This is a genomic window from Pseudomonas sp. S2_A05 (genome assembly GCF_054668485.1).
Genome location: NZ_CP162775.1, coordinates 3,297,855 through 3,316,088 on the forward strand (window position 1 = coordinate 3,297,855; position 18,234 = coordinate 3,316,088).

15 protein-coding genes and 1 tRNA gene are annotated in these 18,234 nt (G+C 60.0%); 12 read left to right on the plus strand and 4 right to left on the minus strand.

Going from position 1 to position 18,234, the window contains the following annotated elements:
* The first annotated feature begins 306 nt into the window (after nt 1–306).
* The 12 genes from arcD to AB4O12_RS15085 all read left to right on the plus strand — a co-directional run bounded on the left by arcD (nt 307) and on the right by AB4O12_RS15085 (nt 15,125).
* A complete protein-coding gene (gene arcD / locus AB4O12_RS15030; RefSeq protein WP_016773517.1) occupies nt 307–1,734 on the plus strand; it encodes an arginine-ornithine antiporter in 1,428 nt (475 codons plus the stop codon).
* 35 nt (nt 1,735–1,769) lie between these two features.
* The gene (gene arcA, locus AB4O12_RS15035) at nt 1,770–3,026 is read left to right on the plus strand and encodes an arginine deiminase (RefSeq protein ID WP_016773516.1); all 1,257 of its coding nucleotides are present in this window, start codon (nt 1,770–1,772) and stop codon (nt 3,024–3,026) included.
* Nucleotides 3,027–3,094: 68 nt separating this feature from the next.
* Nucleotides 3,095–4,105 carry an ornithine carbamoyltransferase gene (locus AB4O12_RS15040; protein WP_041479782.1) on the plus strand — a complete coding sequence of 337 codons (1,011 nt, stop codon included), beginning with the start codon at nt 3,095–3,097 and terminating at the stop codon, nt 4,103–4,105.
* A gap of 191 nt (nt 4,106–4,296) precedes the next feature.
* Nucleotides 4,297–5,226, plus strand: coding sequence for a carbamate kinase (gene arcC / locus AB4O12_RS15045; RefSeq protein ID WP_056787936.1), 930 nt, complete (start codon nt 4,297–4,299; stop codon nt 5,224–5,226).
* Nucleotides 5,227–5,288: 62 nt separating this feature from the next.
* Nucleotides 5,289–5,651 (plus strand): DUF5064 family protein, encoded by a 363-nt coding sequence (locus tag AB4O12_RS15050; protein WP_041479784.1) that lies wholly within the window; start codon nt 5,289–5,291, stop codon nt 5,649–5,651.
* A gap of 247 nt (nt 5,652–5,898) precedes the next feature.
* Complete coding sequence (locus tag AB4O12_RS15055) at nt 5,899–7,407, plus strand: sigma-54-dependent transcriptional regulator (protein ID WP_056787934.1); 1,509 nt, start codon at nt 5,899–5,901, stop codon at nt 7,405–7,407.
* Between the two features lie 450 nt (nt 7,408–7,857).
* Nucleotides 7,858–8,241 (plus strand): glycine cleavage system protein GcvH, encoded by a 384-nt coding sequence (gene gcvH / locus AB4O12_RS15060; protein WP_039758162.1) that lies wholly within the window; start codon nt 7,858–7,860, stop codon nt 8,239–8,241.
* An 11-nt stretch (nt 8,242–8,252) separates the two neighbouring features.
* The gene (gene gcvP, locus AB4O12_RS15065) at nt 8,253–11,105 is read left to right on the plus strand and encodes an aminomethyl-transferring glycine dehydrogenase (protein ID WP_460058935.1); all 2,853 of its coding nucleotides are present in this window, start codon (nt 8,253–8,255) and stop codon (nt 11,103–11,105) included.
* A 206-nt stretch (nt 11,106–11,311) separates the two neighbouring features.
* Nucleotides 11,312–12,688 carry an L-serine ammonia-lyase gene (locus AB4O12_RS15070; RefSeq protein ID WP_056787927.1) on the plus strand — a complete coding sequence of 459 codons (1,377 nt, stop codon included), beginning with the start codon at nt 11,312–11,314 and terminating at the stop codon, nt 12,686–12,688.
* Between the two features lie 110 nt (nt 12,689–12,798).
* Complete coding sequence (gcvT, locus tag AB4O12_RS15075; protein WP_460058937.1) at nt 12,799–13,923, plus strand: glycine cleavage system aminomethyltransferase GcvT; 1,125 nt, start codon at nt 12,799–12,801, stop codon at nt 13,921–13,923.
* A 403-nt stretch (nt 13,924–14,326) separates the two neighbouring features.
* Nucleotides 14,327–14,539 carry a cold-shock protein gene (locus AB4O12_RS15080; RefSeq protein WP_003227496.1) on the plus strand — a complete coding sequence of 71 codons (213 nt, stop codon included), beginning with the start codon at nt 14,327–14,329 and terminating at the stop codon, nt 14,537–14,539.
* Between the two features lie 97 nt (nt 14,540–14,636).
* Nucleotides 14,637–15,125, plus strand: a complete 489-nt coding sequence (locus tag AB4O12_RS15085; protein WP_071173361.1) for an RDD family protein — start codon at nt 14,637–14,639, stop codon at nt 15,123–15,125.
* 178 nt (nt 15,126–15,303) lie between these two features.
* On the opposite strand, the gene nadA is transcribed toward AB4O12_RS15085, so the two are convergent.
* The 4 genes from nadA to queE form a co-directional block, all read right to left on the minus strand.
* The gene (gene nadA / locus AB4O12_RS15090) at nt 15,304–16,362 is read right to left on the minus strand and encodes a quinolinate synthase NadA (RefSeq protein ID WP_016773509.1); all 1,059 of its coding nucleotides are present in this window, start codon (nt 16,360–16,362) and stop codon (nt 15,304–15,306) included.
* A 270-nt stretch (nt 16,363–16,632) separates the two neighbouring features.
* Nucleotides 16,633–16,708: transfer RNA gene (locus tag AB4O12_RS15095), tRNA-Lys, on the minus strand.
* A gap of 63 nt (nt 16,709–16,771) precedes the next feature.
* Nucleotides 16,772–17,464 carry a 7-cyano-7-deazaguanine synthase QueC gene (gene queC / locus AB4O12_RS15100; RefSeq protein ID WP_041479788.1) on the minus strand — a complete coding sequence of 231 codons (693 nt, stop codon included), beginning with the start codon at nt 17,462–17,464 and terminating at the stop codon, nt 16,772–16,774.
* A 1-nt stretch (nt 17,465) separates the two neighbouring features.
* Nucleotides 17,466–18,113, minus strand: coding sequence for a 7-carboxy-7-deazaguanine synthase QueE (queE, locus tag AB4O12_RS15105; RefSeq protein WP_460058941.1), 648 nt, complete (start codon nt 18,111–18,113; stop codon nt 17,466–17,468).
* Between the last annotated feature and the right edge of the window lie 121 nt (nt 18,114–18,234).

Genomic DNA, 18,234 nt, shown 5'->3' on the forward strand with positions numbered 1-18,234 from the left:
GCACGTTAAGTCAGTTTTGTGCGCCAATCTTGATTATTCAATTCTGTACTGAAAACAGATGACGGACATTTGCCAAACGCGGAAAAGCAACTAGCGTCATAGTTCGAAAGCATTAATTGCTATTCCCAATTGCGTCAGCGAAACGGCTCTGGGACGGGCCTTCCAGAGCACAGTGTTATGCCCGCAACGGGTGGATAAGTCATTCATTAACAATGGAATGTGGCCATGCACTGATCCAAGTCAGCTATTCGAACAGACAACGGTACTAGGCTGTGAGCTCTCCTTTCCTGCAATGGAGTCATGCAAATGTCTGAAGCGCCCGGAAAACTAAGACTCGGTGCACTGGTTGCACTGGTAGTCGGTTCAATGATCGGTGGCGGGATATTTTCGTTGCCACAAAACATGGCCGCCAGCGCCGACGTCGGTGCAGTGCTGATCGGCTGGGCCATCACCGCAGTCGGCATGCTCACCCTCGCATTTGTTTTTCAAACCCTCGCCAATCGCAAGCCTGACCTGGACGGCGGAGTCTACGCCTACGCCAAGGCCGGATTCGGCGACTACATGGGTTTCTCATCCGCCTGGGGTTACTGGATCAGCGCCTGGCTGGGCAACGTCGGTTACTTCGTTCTGCTGTTCAGCACCCTCGGCTATTTCTTTCCGATCTTCGGCGAAGGCAATACCCCGGCGGCGGTGATCGGCGCGTCCTTGCTGCTGTGGGGCGTGCATTTTCTGGTGTTGCGCGGGATCAAGGAAGCGGCGTTCATCAACCTGGTGACCACCGTCGCCAAGGTCGTGCCGCTGCTGCTGTTCGTGTTGATCGCAGTCTTCGCGTTCAGACTGGACATCTTCACCGCCGACATCTGGGGCGTGAAAAACCCCGATCTGGGCAGTGTGATGAACCAGGTGCGCAACATGATGCTGGTCACCGTCTGGGTGTTCATCGGTATCGAAGGCGCGAGCATCTTCTCCGCCCGCGCCGAGAAACGCTCGGATGTCGGCAAGGCCACCGTGATCGGCTTCATCACCGTGCTGCTGTTTCTGGTGCTGGTGAACGTGCTGTCGCTGGGCATCATGACCCAGCCGGAACTGGCGAAACTGCAGAACCCGTCGATGGCCGCCGTGCTTGAGCATGTGGTCGGTCACTGGGGGGCGGTGCTGATCAGCGTCGGCTTGATCATCTCGCTGCTCGGTGCGCTGCTGTCGTGGGTGCTGCTGTGTGCGGAGATCATGTTCGCCGCCGCCAAAGACCACACCATGCCGGAGTTTCTGCGCAAGGAAAACGCCAACCATGTGCCGGTCAACGCCCTGTGGCTGACCAACGCGATGGTGCAGGTGTTCCTGATCATCACCCTGTTCTCGGCCAGCACTTACCTGTCACTGATCTACCTCGCCACCTCGATGATTCTGGTGCCGTACCTGTGGTCAGCGGCCTATGCCCTGCTGCTGGCGGTGCGCGGCGAGAGCTACGAAGGCTTCGCCGCCGAGCGGCGCAAGGATCTGATCATCGGCGGTATCGCCCTGATCTACGCGGTGTGGTTGTTGTATGCCGGCGGGGTCAAGTACCTGCTGCTGTCGGCCCTGCTCTACGCGCCCGGCGCGATCCTGTTCGCCAAGGCCAAGCTGGAACTCAAACAACCGGTTTTCACCAACGTCGAGAAGCTGATTTTCGCCGCAGTGGTCGTGGGCGCCGTGGTGGCGGCCTATGGTCTCTACGATGGCTTCCTGACGCTGTAACCCCTGATTGAATTGTCATCTGGAGGAACACAGAAATGACCACGGAAAAAGTGAAGTACGGCGTCCACTCCGAAGCCGGGAAACTGCGTAAAGTCATGGTTTGCTCCCCAGGTCTGGCCCATCAGCGGCTGACCCCGAACAACTGCGATGAACTGCTGTTCGATGACGTGCTGTGGGTGGCGCAGGCCAAGCGCGATCATTTCGACTTCGTCACCAAGATGCGCGAGCGCGGCATCGACGTGGTGGAAATGCACAACCTGCTGACCGACATCGTTGCCATCCCCGAAGCGCTGGACTGGATTCTTGAGCGCAAAGTCACTGCCGACTCGGTGGGCCTGGGCCTGATCAGCGAAGTGAAATCCTGGCTGAAAAGCCTCGAGCCACGCCACATCGCCGAATTCCTGATTGGCGGCGTGTCGGCCGATGATCTGCCGGACAGCTTCGGTGGCAAGACCATCCAGATGTTCCGCGACTTCCTCGGCCACTCCAGCTTCATCCTGCCGCCGCTGCCCAATACCCAGTTCACCCGTGACACTACCTGCTGGATCTACGGTGGCGTGACGCTGAACCCGATGTACTGGCCGGCGCGCCGTCAGGAAACCCTGCTGACCACCGCCATCTATAAATTCCATCCGCAATTCACCAACGCCGAATTCGAGATCTGGTACGGCGACCCGGACAAGGACCACGGCAACTCCACCCTTGAGGGCGGCGACGTCATGCCGATCGGCAACGGCGTGGTGCTGATCGGCATGGGCGAGCGCTCATCGCGGCAGGCCATCGGCCAACTGGCGCTGAACCTGTTCAACAACAAAGCGGTGGAAAAAGTCATCGTCGCCGGCCTGCCGAAGTCCCGCGCAGCAATGCACCTGGACACCGTGTTCAGCTTCTGCGACCGCGACCTGGTGACGATCTTCCCGGAAGTGGTCAACCAGATCGTCGCCTTCACCCTGCGTCCTGACGAAAGCAAACAGGGCGGCATCGACATCCGCCGCGAAGAAGGCAGCTTCCTCGACACCGTCGCTGCAGCGCTCAATCTGCCGAAACTGCGCGTGGTGGAAACCGGCGGCAACAGCTTCGCCGCCGAACGCGAGCAATGGGACGACGGCAACAACGTGGTGGCCATGGAACCGGGCGTGGTCATCGGCTACGACCGCAACACCTACACCAACACCCTGCTGCGCAAGGCTGGCGTGGAGGTCATCACCATCAGCGCCGGCGAACTCGGCCGAGGCCGTGGCGGCGGCCACTGCATGACCTGCCCGATCATCCGCGACCCGATCGACTACTAATCTTTGAGCCTTCGCCGCGACTTATCCAGCGCGGCCAAGGGGATAACCGAAACCCAAGGAGATCCATCATGGCTTTTAACATTCACAACCGTAACCTGCTCAGCCTGGAACACCACACCCCTCGCGAATTGCGTTACTTGCTCGACCTGTCCCGCGATCTGAAACGCGCGAAATACACCGGCACCGAGCAACAACACCTGAAGGGCAACAACATCGCCCTGATTTTCGAGAAAACTTCGACCCGTACCCGTTGCGCCTTCGAAGTGGCGGCCTATGACCAAGGCGCCAACGTCACTTACATCGACCCGAACTCCTCGCAGATCGGCCACAAGGAAAGCATGAAGGACACCGCCCGCGTGCTCGGGCGCATGTATGACGCCATCGAGTACCGTGGCTTCAAACAGGAAATCGTCGAGGAGCTGGCCAAGTTCGCCGGCGTGCCGGTGTTCAACGGCCTGACCGATGAATATCACCCGACCCAGATGATCGCCGACGTGCTGACCATGCGTGAGCACGCCGACAAGCCGATCCATGAAATCAGCTACGCCTACCTGGGCGACGCGCGCAACAACATGGGTAACTCGCTGCTGCTGATCGGCGCCAAACTGGGCATGGACGTGCGCATCTGCGCGCCGAAAGCGCTGTGGCCGTTGGACGATCTGGTCGCGCGCTGCAAAAAATACGGCGAGGAAAGTGGCGCACGCATCACCCTCACCGAAGATCCGAAAGAAGCGGTCAAGGGCGTGGACTTCATTCACACCGATGTCTGGGTATCGATGGGTGAACCGGTGGAAGCCTGGGCCGAGCGCATTCAGCAACTGCTGCCGTATCAGGTCAACGCCGAGCTGATGAAGGCCACCGGCAACCCGCGTACCAAGTTCATGCACTGCCTGCCGGCGTTCCACAACAGCGACACCAAGGTCGGCAAACAGATCGCCGAACAATATCCGCACCTGAAAAACGGTATTGAAGTGACCGACGACGTGTTCGAGTCGCCGGCCTGCATCGCTTTCGAGCAAGCGGAAAACCGCATGCACACGATCAAGGCGATTCTGGTCTCGACCCTGGCTGATCTCTGACGCCACAGCGCTCCCACTGAAGGAACCGGAAACCCAATGTGGGAGCGAGCCTGCTCGCGAAAGCGGTGGGTCATTCAACAGCGATGTCGACTGATCTGACGCGTTCGCGAGCAGGCTCGCTCCCACAGGGATATCGGTTCCAGCAGGGAGATCGAATCGTTTGTCATTCCTCTGCTTAGAAGGATTGCACCATGCGTATCGTCGTAGCCCTGGGCGGTAACGCCCTGCTCCGCCGTGGTGAGCCGATGACCGCTGACAACCAGCGCGCCAACATCCGCATCGCCACCGAGCAAATCGCCAAGATCCATCCCGGCAACCAACTGGTCATCGCCCACGGCAATGGCCCGCAAGTCGGCCTGCTGTCGCTGCAAGCGGCGGCCTACACCTCTGTCACCCCATACCCGCTGGACGTGCTCGGTGCCGAAACCGAAGGCATGATCGGCTACATCATCGAACAGGAACTGGGCAACCTGCTCGACTTCGAAGTGCCGTTCGCCACCCTGCTCACCCAGGTCGAAGTCGACGCCAACGACCCGGCCTTCAAGAAGCCGAGCAAGCCGATCGGCCCGGTCTACGAGAAAGCCGAAGCGGAAAAACTCGCCGCCGAGAAAGGCTGGGCAATTGCCCCGGATGGCGACAAATTCCGCCGCGTCGTAGCCAGCCCACGGCCGAAGCGCATCTTCGAAATCCGTCCGATCAAGTGGTTGCTGGACAAGGGCAGCATCGTCATTTGCGCTGGTGGCGGCGGCATTCCGACCATGTATGACGAAAACCGTAACCTCAAGGGTATCGAGGCGGTGATCGACAAGGACCTGTGCTCGTCGTTGCTCGCCGAGCAACTGGAAGCCGATCTGCTGGTGATCGCCACTGACGTCAACGCAGCGTTCATCGATTACGGCAAGCCGACGCAGAAAGCCATCGCCGAAGCCCACCCGGACGAACTCGAACGCCTTGGTTTCGCCGCCGGCTCGATGGGGCCGAAGGTGCAGGCAGCCTGCGAATTCGCGCGCCATACTGGCAAGGTCGCGGTGATCGGTTCGCTGGCCGATATCGAAGCCATCGTCCAGGGCACCGCCGGTACGCGGGTCAGCACGGCGAAGCCGGGGATCAGCTACCGATAACAATAAACGCCGGGGCAGGCTCAAGACCTGCTCCGCTTCCATGCCTTGAAAGGAGTAGCTCAATGGCCCAGTTCGAACCTGGTCATCTGCACATCGAGCGGCACGCGTTGACCGACGATGACGTCAATTACAACGTGCATCTGGACTATGAAGTGTTCACCGATCCGCAGAAAGGCAAAGGGATTCAGTTCACCCTGCACGGCAGCATGCAGGGCAAGGACATGAAGGAGGCGTTTTTCCTGCCCAAGGAAGAGGCCTACAACTTCGCCCGCGATGTCACGCGGATCGCCGAGAAGTACGGCATCCCCAAGACCCACAGCCAGATCGGCTCGGTGCACAAGCATTACGATCTGATGTTTGAAGACATTCGGCAGAAGTTGAATATGCAGTCGGGGGATCCGGTGAACCTCGAGCATTTCGAATAAAAATCAAAAGCCCCTCACCCTAGCCCTCTCCCGGAGGGGAGAGGGAACCGATTGGGGGATGCTGCAGCATTGCGTCGACCTGATCCTGCATCACTGAATCCATAATCGCCCGGTACTTTCAGGTCGATGCATAACCCCAGACACCTCGGTCGGCTCCCTCTCCCTCCGGGAGAGGGCTGGGGTGAGGGGGCTTTTGATTTAAGGCATACTTGCCCCCCTCCGCTATGCAGATCACTGAACCGCCCCCATGCGTATCCACGTCAGCTTCATCGACCGCGTCGGCATCACCCAGGAAGTCCTGGCTATCCTCGGTGGGCGCAATCTCAATCTGGATGCGGTGGAGATGATCCCGCCGAACGTCTACATCGACGCGCCGACCCTCAGCCCGCAAGTGCTCGAAGAACTGAAAGATGCGCTGTTTCGCGTGCTCGGCGTGGAAGCGGTGACCGTGGTCGATATCCTCCCCGGCCAGCGCCGGCACTTGCAGCTAGATGCCCTGCTCGCGGCGATGACCGACCCGGTGCTGGCCCTCGACAGCGCCGGCAAGGTGCTGCTGGCCAACCCGGCGTTGATTGCCCTGTACGGTCGCGAACCGGCCGGTGAAAGCGTCTCGGCGCTGTTCAATGATCCCGGCCTGCTCGATACCCTGCTGGAAAACGGTTTTCGCCTGCCGCTGCGCGAAATCACCGTCAACGGCCAGACCCTGCTGCTCGACGCCACGCCGATCACCGACGCCGGCGCCCTGCTGACCCTGTATCAACCGAACCGCATCGGCGAACAACTCTCGGCACTGCACCACGATCACGCCGAAGGCTTCGACGCGCTGCTCGGCGAGTCTCCGGCGATCCGCACACTCAAGGCCCGCGCGCAACGCGTCGCCGCCCTTGATGCACCGTTGTTGATTCAAGGCGAAACCGGTACCGGTAAAGAACTCGTCGCCCGCGCTTGCCATGCCATCAGTGCACGGCACAGCGCTCCGTTTCTCGCCCTCAACTGCGCGGCGCTGCCGGAGAACCTCGCCGAGAGCGAACTGTTCGGCTATGCCCCCGGCGCCTTCACCGGTGCGGCGCGTGGCGGTAAGCCAGGGCTGATGGAGCTGGCCAACCAGGGCACGGTGTTCCTCGATGAGATCGGCGAGATGTCGCCGTACTTGCAGGCCAAACTCCTGCGTTTTCTCAACGACGGCAGCTTCCGCCGCGTCGGTGGTGATCGTGAAGTGAAGGTCAACGTGCGCATCCTCAGCGCGACCCACCGCGATCTGGAAAAAATGGTCAGTGAAGGGCTGTTCCGCGAAGATCTGTTCTATCGCCTCAATGTGCTAAACGTCGAAGTGCCGCCGCTGCGTGAACGCGGTCAGGACATTTTGCTGCTGGCGCGCTACTTCATGCAGCAGGCCTGTGCGCAGATCCAGCGCCCGGTCTGCCGTCTGGCGCCCGGCACTTATACAGCGCTGCTCGGCAATCGCTGGCCAGGCAACGTGCGGCAATTGCAGAACGTGATTTTCCGTGCGGCGGCGATTTGCGAGAGCAGCCTGGTCGACATCGGCGACCTCGACATCGCCGGCACCTCCGTCGCGCGCCAGACCGACACTGAGGTGGAAAGTCTCGAACAAGCGGTCGAATCGTTCGAAAGAGCGCTGCTGGAAAAGCTTTACGTCAGCTATCCCTCGACCCGGCAACTGGCGAGCCGCTTGCAAACCTCGCACACCGCCATCGCCCATCGCCTGCGCAAATACGGCATTCCCAATAAACCCTGACTCACCGCGCATCCCTTTTGCAGGGAATTCCCCATGTGGGAGCGAGCCTGCTCGCGAAGGCGGTCTATCAGCAAAATGGCTGGCGCCTGACACACCGTCTTCGCGAGCAGGCTCGCTCCCACAGGATTTATGGCGGATTCGAAATCCGTCCAAAAACGACCTCCACCTGTACCGAAAGCGCTACAGCGGAACGATATCGCTACAGTCGCCTGTGACCAGCGCTGCGCAACGCTTTGATCCGATTAAGCTTTTCTCCCCGCCCCACGCTGTAGCGATTTCGCTACAGGCGCAACCTGCCGACACCCACCTAAAAAATACAAGCCATTGATTTATATAGATAAATCAACCTTGGCCGCATTCTTGCTACCTGCCTCCTCATCTATAAAGGGCTTCGCCGCCCCAAGCTTTCCACCGCGTCCACCAGACGAGTCTGGCCCCTGAGGAGTTTCCATGAGCGAGTTGCGTTTTACTGAAGATCACGAATGGCTGCGCACCGAAGCCGACGGCAGCGTTACTGTCGGCATCACCGCATTCGCGCAGAACGCCTTGGGCGACGTGGTGTTCGTGCAACTGCCTGAGCTACAGGCTTACGAAAAAGGCGCTGAAGCCGCCACCGTGGAATCGGTGAAAGCCGCCAGCGGCGTGTACATGCCGCTCGATGGCGACGTGCTGGAAGTCAACCCGGCGCTGCAAGACGCTCCTGAGCTGGTCAACGAAGATCCGCTGGGCGAAGGCTGGTTCTTCCGCTTTCAGCCAAGCGACGCCGCCGCTGTCGGCAAATTGCTCGATCAGGACGCCTATGACCGCCTGATCAAAGCCCAAGCCGAAGCCTGAGGAATTACGCCATGACCGCCATCAATCTCGGCACCGCCAACGAATTCATCGCCCGTCACATCGGCCCGCGCGCCGGTGACGAGCAAGCCATGCTCAACAGCCTCGGCTACGATTCCCTCGAAGCGCTGAGCGCCAGCGTCATCCCGGAAAGCATCAAGGGCACCAGCGTGCTCGGCATGGACGACGGCCTCAGCGAGGCCGACGCCCTGGCGATGATCAAATCCATCGCCGGCAAGAATCAGCTGTTCAAGACCTACATCGGCCAGGGCTACTACAACTGCCACACGCCGTCGCCGATCCTGCGCAACCTGCTGGAAAATCCGGCCTGGTACACCGCTTACACCCCATACCAGCCAGAAATTTCCCAGGGCCGTCTCGAAGCGCTGCTGAACTTCCAGACCATGATCAGCGACCTCACCGGCCTGCCGATCGCCAACGCCTCGCTGCTCGACGAAGCCACCGCCGCTGCCGAAGCCATGACCTTCTGCAAACGCCTGAGCAAGAACAAGGGCAGCCACCAGTTCTTCGCCTCGATCCACAGCCATCCGCAGACCCTCGACGTGCTGCGCACCCGTGCCGAGCCGCTCGGTATTGACGTGGTCGTGGGCGATGAGCGCGAACTGACTGACGTCACGCCGTTCTTCGGCGCGCTGCTGCAATACCCGGCGAGCAACGGTGATGTGTTCGACTACCGCGAGCTGACCGAGCGCTTCCACGCCGCCAACGCTCTGGTGGCCGTGGCCGCTGACCTGCTCGCCCTGACCCTGCTCACCGCACCGGGCGAATTCGGTGCCGACGTCGCCATCGGTTCGGCGCAACGCTTCGGCGTGCCGCTGGGCTTCGGTGGCCCGCACGCCGCTTACTTCTCCACCAAGGATGCGTTCAAGCGCGACATGCCCGGCCGTCTGGTCGGTGTTTCGGTTGACCGTTTCGGCAAGCCGGCCCTGCGTCTGGCGATGCAGACCCGCGAGCAACACATCCGCCGCGAAAAGGCCACCTCGAACATCTGCACCGCTCAAGTGCTGCTGGCCAACATCGCCAGCATGTACGCCGTCTATCACGGCCCGAAAGGCCTGACGCAGATCGCCAACCGCGTGCATCACCTGACCGCGATCCTGGCCAAGGGCCTTACTGCTCTCGGCACTCAAGTTGAACAAGCCAGTTTCTTCGACACCCTGACCATCGCTACCGGCGCAGACACCGCTGCGCTGCACGACAAGGCGCATGCTGAGCAGATCAATTTGCGTGTGATCGACGCCGAACGTCTGGGCCTGTCGGTCGACGAAACCACCACTCAGGCTGATATCGAAACCCTGTGGGGCCTGTTCGCCGACGGCAAGACCCTGCCGGACTTCGCTGCGCTGGCCGCCTCGGTGCAGAGCACCATCCCTGCTGCGCTGGTGCGCCAGTCGCCGATCCTCAGCCACCCGGTGTTCAACCGTTACCACTCGGAAACCGAGCTGATGCGCTACCTGCGCAAACTGGCGGACAAGGACCTGGCACTGGATCGCACCATGATTCCACTGGGCTCGTGCACCATGAAACTCAACGCCGCCAGTGAAATGATCCCGGTGACCTGGGCCGAATTCAGTGCGCTGCACCCGTTCGCCCCGGCCGCACAAAGCGCCGGTTACCAGCAACTGACCGATGAGCTGGAAGCGATGCTCTGCGCCGCCACCGGTTACGACTCGATCTCGCTGCAACCGAACGCCGGTTCGCAAGGTGAATACGCAGGTCTCCTGGCGATCCGCGCCTACCACCAGAGCCGTGGCGACGAGCGCCGCGACATTTGCCTGATCCCGTCGTCGGCCCATGGCACCAACCCGGCCACCGCGCAAATGGCTGGTATGCGCGTGGTCGTCACCGCGTGCGATACCCGTGGCAACGTCGACATCGAAGACCTGCGCGCCAAAGCCATCGAGCACCGCGAACATCTCGCCGCGCTGATGATCACCTACCCGTCGACCCATGGCGTGTTCGAAGAAGGCATCCGCGAAATCTGCGCGATCATTCACGACAACGGCGGCCAGGTGTATATCGACGGCGCCAACATGAACGCCATGGTCGGCCTCTGCGCACCGGGCAAGTTCGGCGGCGACGTTTCGCACCTGAACCTGCACAAAACCTTCTGCATCCCGCACGGCGGTGGCGGCCCGGGCGTTGGCCCGATCGGCGTCAAGTCGCACCTGACCCCGTTCCTGCCGGGCCACGGCCAGATGGAACGCAAGGAAGGCGCGGTCTGCGCGGCACCGTTCGGCAGCGCAAGTATTTTGCCGATCACCTGGATGTACATCCGCATGATGGGTGGTGCCGGTCTGAAGCGCGCTTCGCAACTGGCGATCCTCAATGCCAACTACATTTCCCGCCGCCTCGAAGAGCATTACCCAGTGCTGTACACCGGCAGCAACGGCCTGGTGGCGCACGAGTGCATCCTCGATCTGCGTCCACTCAAAGACAGCAGCGGCATCAGCGTCGATGACGTCGCCAAGCGCCTGATCGACTTCGGCTTCCATGCGCCGACCATGTCGTTCCCGGTCGCCGGCACATTGATGATCGAGCCGACCGAAAGCGAATCCAAGGAAGAACTGGACCGCTTCTGCGACGCCATGATCCGCATCCGCGAGGAAATCCGCGCAGTGGAAAACGGCACGCTGGACAAGGAAGACAACCCGCTGAAAAACGCCCCGCACACCGCAGCGGAACTGGTCGGCGAATGGACCCACCCGTACAGCCGTGAGCAAGCGGTGTACCCGGTCGCGTCGCTGATCGAAGGCAAATACTGGCCGCCGGTCGGCCGTGTCGACAATGTCTTCGGCGATCGCAACCTGGTCTGCGCCTGCCCGTCGATCGAAAGCTACGCTTAATGGAATGAGGGGCTGAATATCGGCCCCGATTTCAGCAATACCCTAGATCCCCCTGTGGGAGCGAGCCTGCTCGCGAAGGCGCCATTTCAGTCAACGTAAATGGTGGCTGATCCGACGCTTTCGCGAGCAGGCTCGCTCCCACAAGGGATCTGCACCGATCTCAAAAACTGCGCCAATCCCTATAACAAGAAACCGGAGAACCACTCATGTCGTTAAGCGTGTTCGACCTGTTCAAGATTGGCATCGGTCCTTCCAGTTCTCACACCGTCGGCCCGATGCGCGCGGCTGCGCGCTTTGCCGAGGGCTTACGCCGTGAAAACCTGCTGACCAGCACCGCCAGCGTGCGTGTCGAGCTGTACGGTTCGCTCGGTGCTACCGGCAAAGGTCACGGCAGCGATAAAGCCGTGCTGCTCGGCCTTGAAGGCGAGCACCCGGACACAGTCGACACCGAAACCGTCGCCGCGCGCCTGCAGGAAATTCGCGGCAACGGCCGCTTGAACCTGCTCGGCGAACACTGCATTGCGTTCAACGAGAAAGAACATCTGGCGATGATCCGCAAGCCGTTGGCCTATCACCCCAACGGCATGATCTTTCGCGCCTTCGATGCGGCGGGGATTCAGATTCGCAGTCGCGAGTACTACTCGGTTGGCGGTGGTTTTGTCGTCGATGAAGATGCGGCCGGTGCCGATCGCATCGTCGAAGACGCCACGCCACTGACCTTCCCTTTCAAAAGCGCCAAGGACTTGCTCGTTCATTGCGCTACGTACGGGCTGTCGATCAGCCAGGTGATGCTGACCAATGAAAGCGCCTGGCGCCCGGAAGCCGAAACCCGTGCCGGCCTGCTGAAAATCTGGCAGGTGATGCAGGACTGCGTCGCTGCTGGCTGTCGTAACGAAGGTATCTTGCCGGGCGGTTTGAAGGTCAAACGCCGGGCGGCGGCGCTGCATCGGCAATTGTGCAAGAACCCGGAATCGGCCCTGCGCGATCCGTTGTCGGTGCTCGACTGGGTCAATCTTTATGCACTGGCGGTCAACGAAGAAAACGCCAATGGCGGACGCGTGGTCACTGCGCCCACCAATGGCGCGGCGGGGATCATTCCGGCGGTGCTGCATTACTACATGCGTTTTATCCCCGGGGCGAATGACGACGGTGTCGTGCGTTTTCTGCTGACCGCTGCCGCAATCGGCATTCTTTACAAGGAAAACGCTTCGATCTCCGGCGCCGAAGTCGGTTGTCAGGGTGAAGTCGGTGTGGCCTGTTCAATGGCGGCCGGCGCTCTGTGCGAAGTGCTCGGCGGCAGCGTGCAGCAAGTCGAGAACGCCGCGGAAATCGGCATGGAACACAACCTCGGTTTGACCTGCGACCCGATCGGCGGCCTGGTACAAGTCCCGTGCATCGAGCGCAATGCGATGGGTTCGGTGAAAGCCATCAATGCCGTGCGCATGGCCATGCGTGGCGACGGCCAGCATTTCGTCTCCCTCGACAAAGTCATCCGCACCATGCGCCAGACCGGCGCCGACATGAAAAGCAAATACAAGGAAACCGCCCGCGGCGGCCTGGCGGTCAACATTATCGAATGCTGATTACGAACTCAGCCAAACGTAACTAGCTCCCTCTCCCTCCGGGAGAGGGCTGGGGTGAGGGGCTCTTGATCTTGCCTCTCACCCGCAACCCAAATTCAAAGGAGCCACGCATGTCCACCGAACAACTCTCGAAAACCCCGCTGCACGCACTGCACCTCGAACTCGGCGCGCGCATGGTGCCGTTCGCCGGCTACGACATGCCCGTGCAATATCCGCTCGGGGTGATGAAAGAACACCAGCACACCCGCGAACAGGCGGGGCTGTTCGACGTCTCGCACATGGGCCAGATTCGTCTGACCGGTGCCAATGCGGCCAAAGCCCTGGAAACCCTGGTGCCGGTGGACATCATCGACCTGCCGGTGGGCATGCAGCGTTATGCGATGTTCACCAACGAAAGCGGCGGCATCCTCGACGACCTGATGGTTGCCAATCTGGACAATGACGAGTTGTTCCTGGTGGTCAACGCCGCGTGCAAGGATCAGGATCTCGCGCATCTGCAAAAACACATCGGCGATCAGTGCACCATTACGGCGCTGTTCGAAGAGCGCGCCCTGCTCGCCCTGCAAGGTCCGGCAGCCGTCACGGTGCTGGCGCGTCTTGCGCCGGACGTGACGAAGATGACCTTCATGCAGTTCAAGCGTGTGTCGTTGCTGGGCGTGGACTGCTTTGTCAGCCGTTCGGGCTACACCGGTGAAGACGGTTTCGAAATCTCTGTACCGGCCGCCGACGCGGAAAAACTCGCCCGCGCCCTGCTCGCCGAACCAGAGGTCCAGGCCATCGGCCTCGGCGCCCGTGATTCGCTGCGTCTGGAAGCCGGCCTGTGCCTGTACGGCCATGACATGAACACCGAAACCACGCCGATCGAAGCCAGCCTGCTTTGGGCGATCTCCAAGCCCCGCCGCGCCGATGGCGCGCGGGCCGGCGGTTTCCCGGGCGCCGAGCAGATCTTCGCGCAGCAACAGAACGGCGTCGCACGCAAACGCGTCGGCCTGCTGCCACAGGAGCGTACCCCGGTGCGTGAAGGCGCAGAGATCGTCAACGAGGCCGGCGCGATCATCGGCAGCGTCTGCAGCGGCGGCTTTGGTCCAACCTTGGGCGGACCATTGGCGATGGGTTACCTCGACAGCGCCTACGTCACGCTCGATACACCTGTGTGGGCCATCGTCCGTGGGAAAAAGGTGCAAATGCTTGTAAGCAAAATGCCATTTGTTCCACAACGCTACTATCGCGGTTGATCGACTGTTTCTATAAGTAACGCGATTGCGTTATGCGTGCACTAATGTGTAACGCAATCGCCATAAAACAGTGCGTTTTTTATCATCTGTTTCGAATATGAACGTTGCTTATAACGACTGCGAAAAACTGAACCAGACAATCGTCCAAGACTGCACTAGTGAACTGACTAATTGCCGCGAAGAGCAGTAAAACCGGGGCCTTCGCAGGGCTTGTTTTTTCTCCCGTAGTTGGCGTAGAGTTTGTCCACTGTGTTTGCATGGGTCAGCTTGGAATCGTGACCTGGGCAGTAGCCTACAAGTTAGCTACATCCCGCTCGACGTCTTCTTACTCCTTGCAACCAGCTCCAGTACTCTTTCATGTGAAAGGGGCTGTCATCAATTTATGCGTCAAAGGAAATAAGAAATGTCCACACGTCAGAGCGGTACCGTCAAGTGGTTTAACGACGAGAAAGGTTTTGGTTTTATCACTCCAGAAAGCGGTCCGGATCTGTTCGTACATTTCCGCGCCATTCAGGGCAACGGCTTCAAGAGCCTGAAAGAAGGCCAGAAAGTGACTTTCGTTGCTGTGCAAGGCCAGAAAGGCATGCAGGCTGACGAAGTACAAGCAGAAGCCTGATCTTCTGATACGAAAAAGCCCCTGATATTGATATCAGGGGCTTTTTTGTGCGCGCTTATCCGTAAAATGGCGCTTCCATTCGCGTCCCGAGGCTGCCATGTCGAAACACCTGCTCACGCCGCAAGGGGACTTTCCTCCCGTTGCTCTCGGTCGTCGTCTGGCGGCGATGTTCTACGACTTCCTGCTGTGCACCGCCCTGCTGATCGTCACCGGCTTCATCTATAAGTTGATCCAGGCGGCGATCATTGGCGAAGAGCGTCTGCGAGTGATGACCGACGCCGGCCAGCTGGATGGTGATCCGCTCTACTCCACGGTGCTGCTGTTGGTATTGTTCGGCTTCTTTGCCAAGTTCTGGACCCATGGCGGGCAGACACTGGGCATGCAGGTGTGGGGGATCCGCGTGCAGAACGCCAACGGCACAGCGATCAGCCTGTGGCAGGCGCTGCTGCGCTTTATGGTGTCGATCGCGTCGTGGTTGTGTGTCGGGCTGGGATTCTTCTGGTCGCTGTTCGACAAGCAGAAACGCACCTGGCACGACATCTATTCGGATACGTGCGTGGTGCGGATCCCGAAGAAGAGCAAATAACTTCCATACTCAAGAGCCGGCCTGTGGTGAGGGGATTTATCCCCGTCCGGCTGCGTAGTAGTCGTAAAGGAGCCCACGCGGTATCCCTGATATGCCGCGGTGTTTGATTTAGGGCGGCTTCGCCACCCAACGGGGATAAATCCCCTCACCACAGGGCTCACTCATAAAAGGGGTTCTCTCAGGCGTTGCCGGCCAATTTCATCCGCGCTGCCTGGGTGAAGTCGAGCATGCGCTTCAACGGGCGGATCGCTTGGGGAATCAGCGCCGGATCGACAAAGATCTCGTTGGTGCCTTCTTTCAAGCTCTTGAGCGTGCGCTCAAGGGTGTTCATGGCCATCCACGGGCAATGTGCACAACTGCGGCACGCGGCGCCATTACCGGCGGTAGGCGCCTCGATAAAGACCTTGTCCGGGCACAGCTGCTGCATCTTGTAGAAGATGCCACGGTCGGTGGCGACGATCAGGGTCTTGTTCGGCAGGCTTTGCGCGGCAGCGATCAACTGGCTGGTGGAACCGACGGCGTCCGCCAGTTCGATCACCGAAGTCGGCGACTCGGGATGCACCAGAATCGCCGCGTCCGGGTACAGCGCCTTCATGTCTTCGAGCTGCTTGGACTTGAATTCTTCATGGACGATGCAAGCACCGTCCCACAGCAGCATGTCGGCGCCGGTCTTGCGCTGAATGTAGGTGCCCAGATGCTTGTCCGGGCCCCAGATGATCGTCTCGCCGTTGTCCATCAGGCTTTCGACGATCTCCAGTGCACAGCTCGAAGTCACCACCCAGTCGGCCCGAGCCTTCACGGCGGCGGAAGTATTGGCATACACCACCACGGTGCGCTCTGGATGCTGATCACAAAACGCCGAGAACTCATCGACCGGGCATCCCAGGTCCAGCGAGCACGTCGCCTCCAGGGTCGGCATCAGCACTCGCTTTTCCGGGTTGAGAATCTTTGCCGTCTCGCCCATGAATTTCACGCCGGCGACCACCACGGTCTTGGCCGGATGGGCATTGCCGAAGCGGGCCATTTCCAGGGAATCGGATACACAGCCGCCGGTCTCTTCGGCCAGGGCCTGAATCACCGGATCGCAATAAAAGTGGGCAACCAGCACCGCGTCCTGAGCCTTGAGCTCGGCGGCGATGGCGGAACGGTAATAAGCCTCCTCTTCTGCCGTCAGCGGTTTGGGCTGTTTGGCGTCGAGGTGGGCTTGAACCAGAAGGCGTTCGGAAATCTGCGTCATGTTCGCAAGACCTGCAGGCGCATTCGCGCGAAAGTCGAGTATACACCCGGCTCCGGACCGTTAGAGGGTACCGCCGGGAGAGTGAGTATCATCAGGCACGGACAGCGTTGAAGCTGCGCAAGGCTACAGAATATCCCGTTGATACAAAAGATGATTCTGACCTGTGTCAGGCCGCCCGCGCTGAAACGTCGAACGCCCGAATTGCAGGCAAAAAAAAACCCGGAAATCCTCACTTTCGTGGGCCTTCCGGATTTTCTAAACCGCCAAATATGGTGGGTCGTGTGGGATTCGAACCTACGACCAATTGGTTAAAAGCCAACTGCTCTACCAACTGAGCTAACGACCCGCTGTGTGGTGGCGCGTATAATACTGATTTTTAAGGACTATTCAACACCTTTTTTGAAAAAGATCAAAAATAAGGAGTTGGATCGCTCACACCCGCCGCCGCGAAGCCTTCAGCACGCAGGCGGCAGCTGTCGCATTTGCCGCAGGCGCGGCCGTCATCGTCTGCCTGATAGCAGGAAACCGTCAGGCCATAATCCACGCCCAGCTTCACGCCAGCCTGGACGATCTGCGCCTTGCTCAGGTTTTGCAGTGGCGCCTGAATGCGGAAGCCATTGCCTTCCACGCCCGCTTTGGTGGCCAGGTTGGCCATGCGCTCGAACGACTCGATGAACTCGGGACGGCAATCCGGATAGCCGGAATAATCCACTGCATTGACGCCGATGAAGATGTCGCGCGCGCCGAGCACTTCGGCCCAACCCAGCGCCAACGACAGAAACACGGTGTTGCGTGCCGGCACATAAGTCACCGGAATGCCTTCGCCCAGCTCTTCCGGAATGTCGATGCTGGTGTCAGTCAGCGCCGAGCCGCCCATGCCGTTGAGATTCAGGCCAATGACCTTGTGCTCGACCACTCCCAGATCGCGAGCAACGCGGGCGGCGGCATGCAATTCAGCATGGGAGCGCTGGCCGTAATCGAAGCTCATGGTATAGCAGGCGTAGCCTTCGGCGCGTGCCATCGCCACCACGGTGGCCGAGTCGAGGCCGCCCGAAAGCAGGATAACGGCACGTTTTTCGGTAGTGTTCAGTTGCTCAATCATCTCAGCGCCCCGGCTCATCATTCCATAGATATTTATGCAACTGCAGTTGCAGCCGCACTGGCAGGTTATCTGCCACCACCCAATCCGCCAGATCCCCGGCATTGAGGTCATGATGACTTGGGGAGAAAAGCACTTCACCCGCACGTCGATCAAGCCCGTACTGGATCAGTTTCGATACCGCCCAGTCATAGTCTTCCCGCGAGCAGATGACAAACTTCACCTGATCGTTGCGGGTCAGCAGTTCGATGTTCTCGTAACGGTTGCGATGGGCTTCTTTCGAGCCCGGCGTTTTCAGGTCGACGACGCGACTGACACGCGGATCGACGGCGGACACGTCGAGGGCGCCGCTGGTTTCCAGCGACACCTCGTAACCGGCATCACACAACCGTTCAAGCAAAGGAATGGCGTTCGGCTGAGCCAACGGCTCACCGCCGGTGACACAAACGTAACGCGGACGATAACCGGCCACTTGCTCAAGGATGTCGTCGAGGGTGCGGACGGTGCCGCCGCTGAACGCATAAGCGCTGTCGCAGTATTGGCAACGCAACGGGCAACCGGTCAGGCGCACGAAAACCGTGGGCAGCCCGGCAGTCCGAGTTTCCCCCTGCAACGAGTAGAAAACTTCGGTGATTCTCAATGTGTCTTGCATAGTCGCCACGGGCGTAACAGCTAAACAGGCTGTCCGCCTCCGTCAGGCACTTCAGGCAATCCCGCCAACGCGTAGACCACAAGAAGCGTGTTTCAGAAAAAGGGCGTGAATTCTAACGAAA

Coding starts and splice junctions, on each gene's coding strand:
- arcD (WP_016773517.1), top strand. CDS start 307: ATGTCTGAAGCGCCCGGAAAACTAAGACTCGGTGCACTGGTTGCACTG.
- arcA (WP_016773516.1), top strand. CDS start 1,770: ATGACCACGGAAAAAGTGAAGTACGGCGTCCACTCCGAAGCCGGGAAA.
- AB4O12_RS15040 (WP_041479782.1), top strand. CDS start 3,095: ATGGCTTTTAACATTCACAACCGTAACCTGCTCAGCCTGGAACACCAC.
- arcC (WP_056787936.1), top strand. CDS start 4,297: ATGCGTATCGTCGTAGCCCTGGGCGGTAACGCCCTGCTCCGCCGTGGT.
- AB4O12_RS15050 (WP_041479784.1), top strand. CDS start 5,289: ATGGCCCAGTTCGAACCTGGTCATCTGCACATCGAGCGGCACGCGTTG.
- AB4O12_RS15055 (WP_056787934.1), top strand. CDS start 5,899: ATGCGTATCCACGTCAGCTTCATCGACCGCGTCGGCATCACCCAGGAA.
- gcvH (WP_039758162.1), top strand. CDS start 7,858: ATGAGCGAGTTGCGTTTTACTGAAGATCACGAATGGCTGCGCACCGAA.
- gcvP (WP_460058935.1), top strand. CDS start 8,253: ATGACCGCCATCAATCTCGGCACCGCCAACGAATTCATCGCCCGTCAC.
- AB4O12_RS15070 (WP_056787927.1), top strand. CDS start 11,312: ATGTCGTTAAGCGTGTTCGACCTGTTCAAGATTGGCATCGGTCCTTCC.
- gcvT (WP_460058937.1), top strand. CDS start 12,799: ATGTCCACCGAACAACTCTCGAAAACCCCGCTGCACGCACTGCACCTC.
- AB4O12_RS15080 (WP_003227496.1), top strand. CDS start 14,327: ATGTCCACACGTCAGAGCGGTACCGTCAAGTGGTTTAACGACGAGAAA.
- AB4O12_RS15085 (WP_071173361.1), top strand. CDS start 14,637: ATGTCGAAACACCTGCTCACGCCGCAAGGGGACTTTCCTCCCGTTGCT.
- nadA (WP_016773509.1), bottom strand. CDS start 16,362: ATGACGCAGATTTCCGAACGCCTTCTGGTTCAAGCCCACCTCGACGCC.
- queC (WP_041479788.1), bottom strand. CDS start 17,464: ATGATTGAGCAACTGAACACTACCGAAAAACGTGCCGTTATCCTGCTT.
- queE (WP_460058941.1), bottom strand. CDS start 18,113: ATGCAAGACACATTGAGAATCACCGAAGTTTTCTACTCGTTGCAGGGG.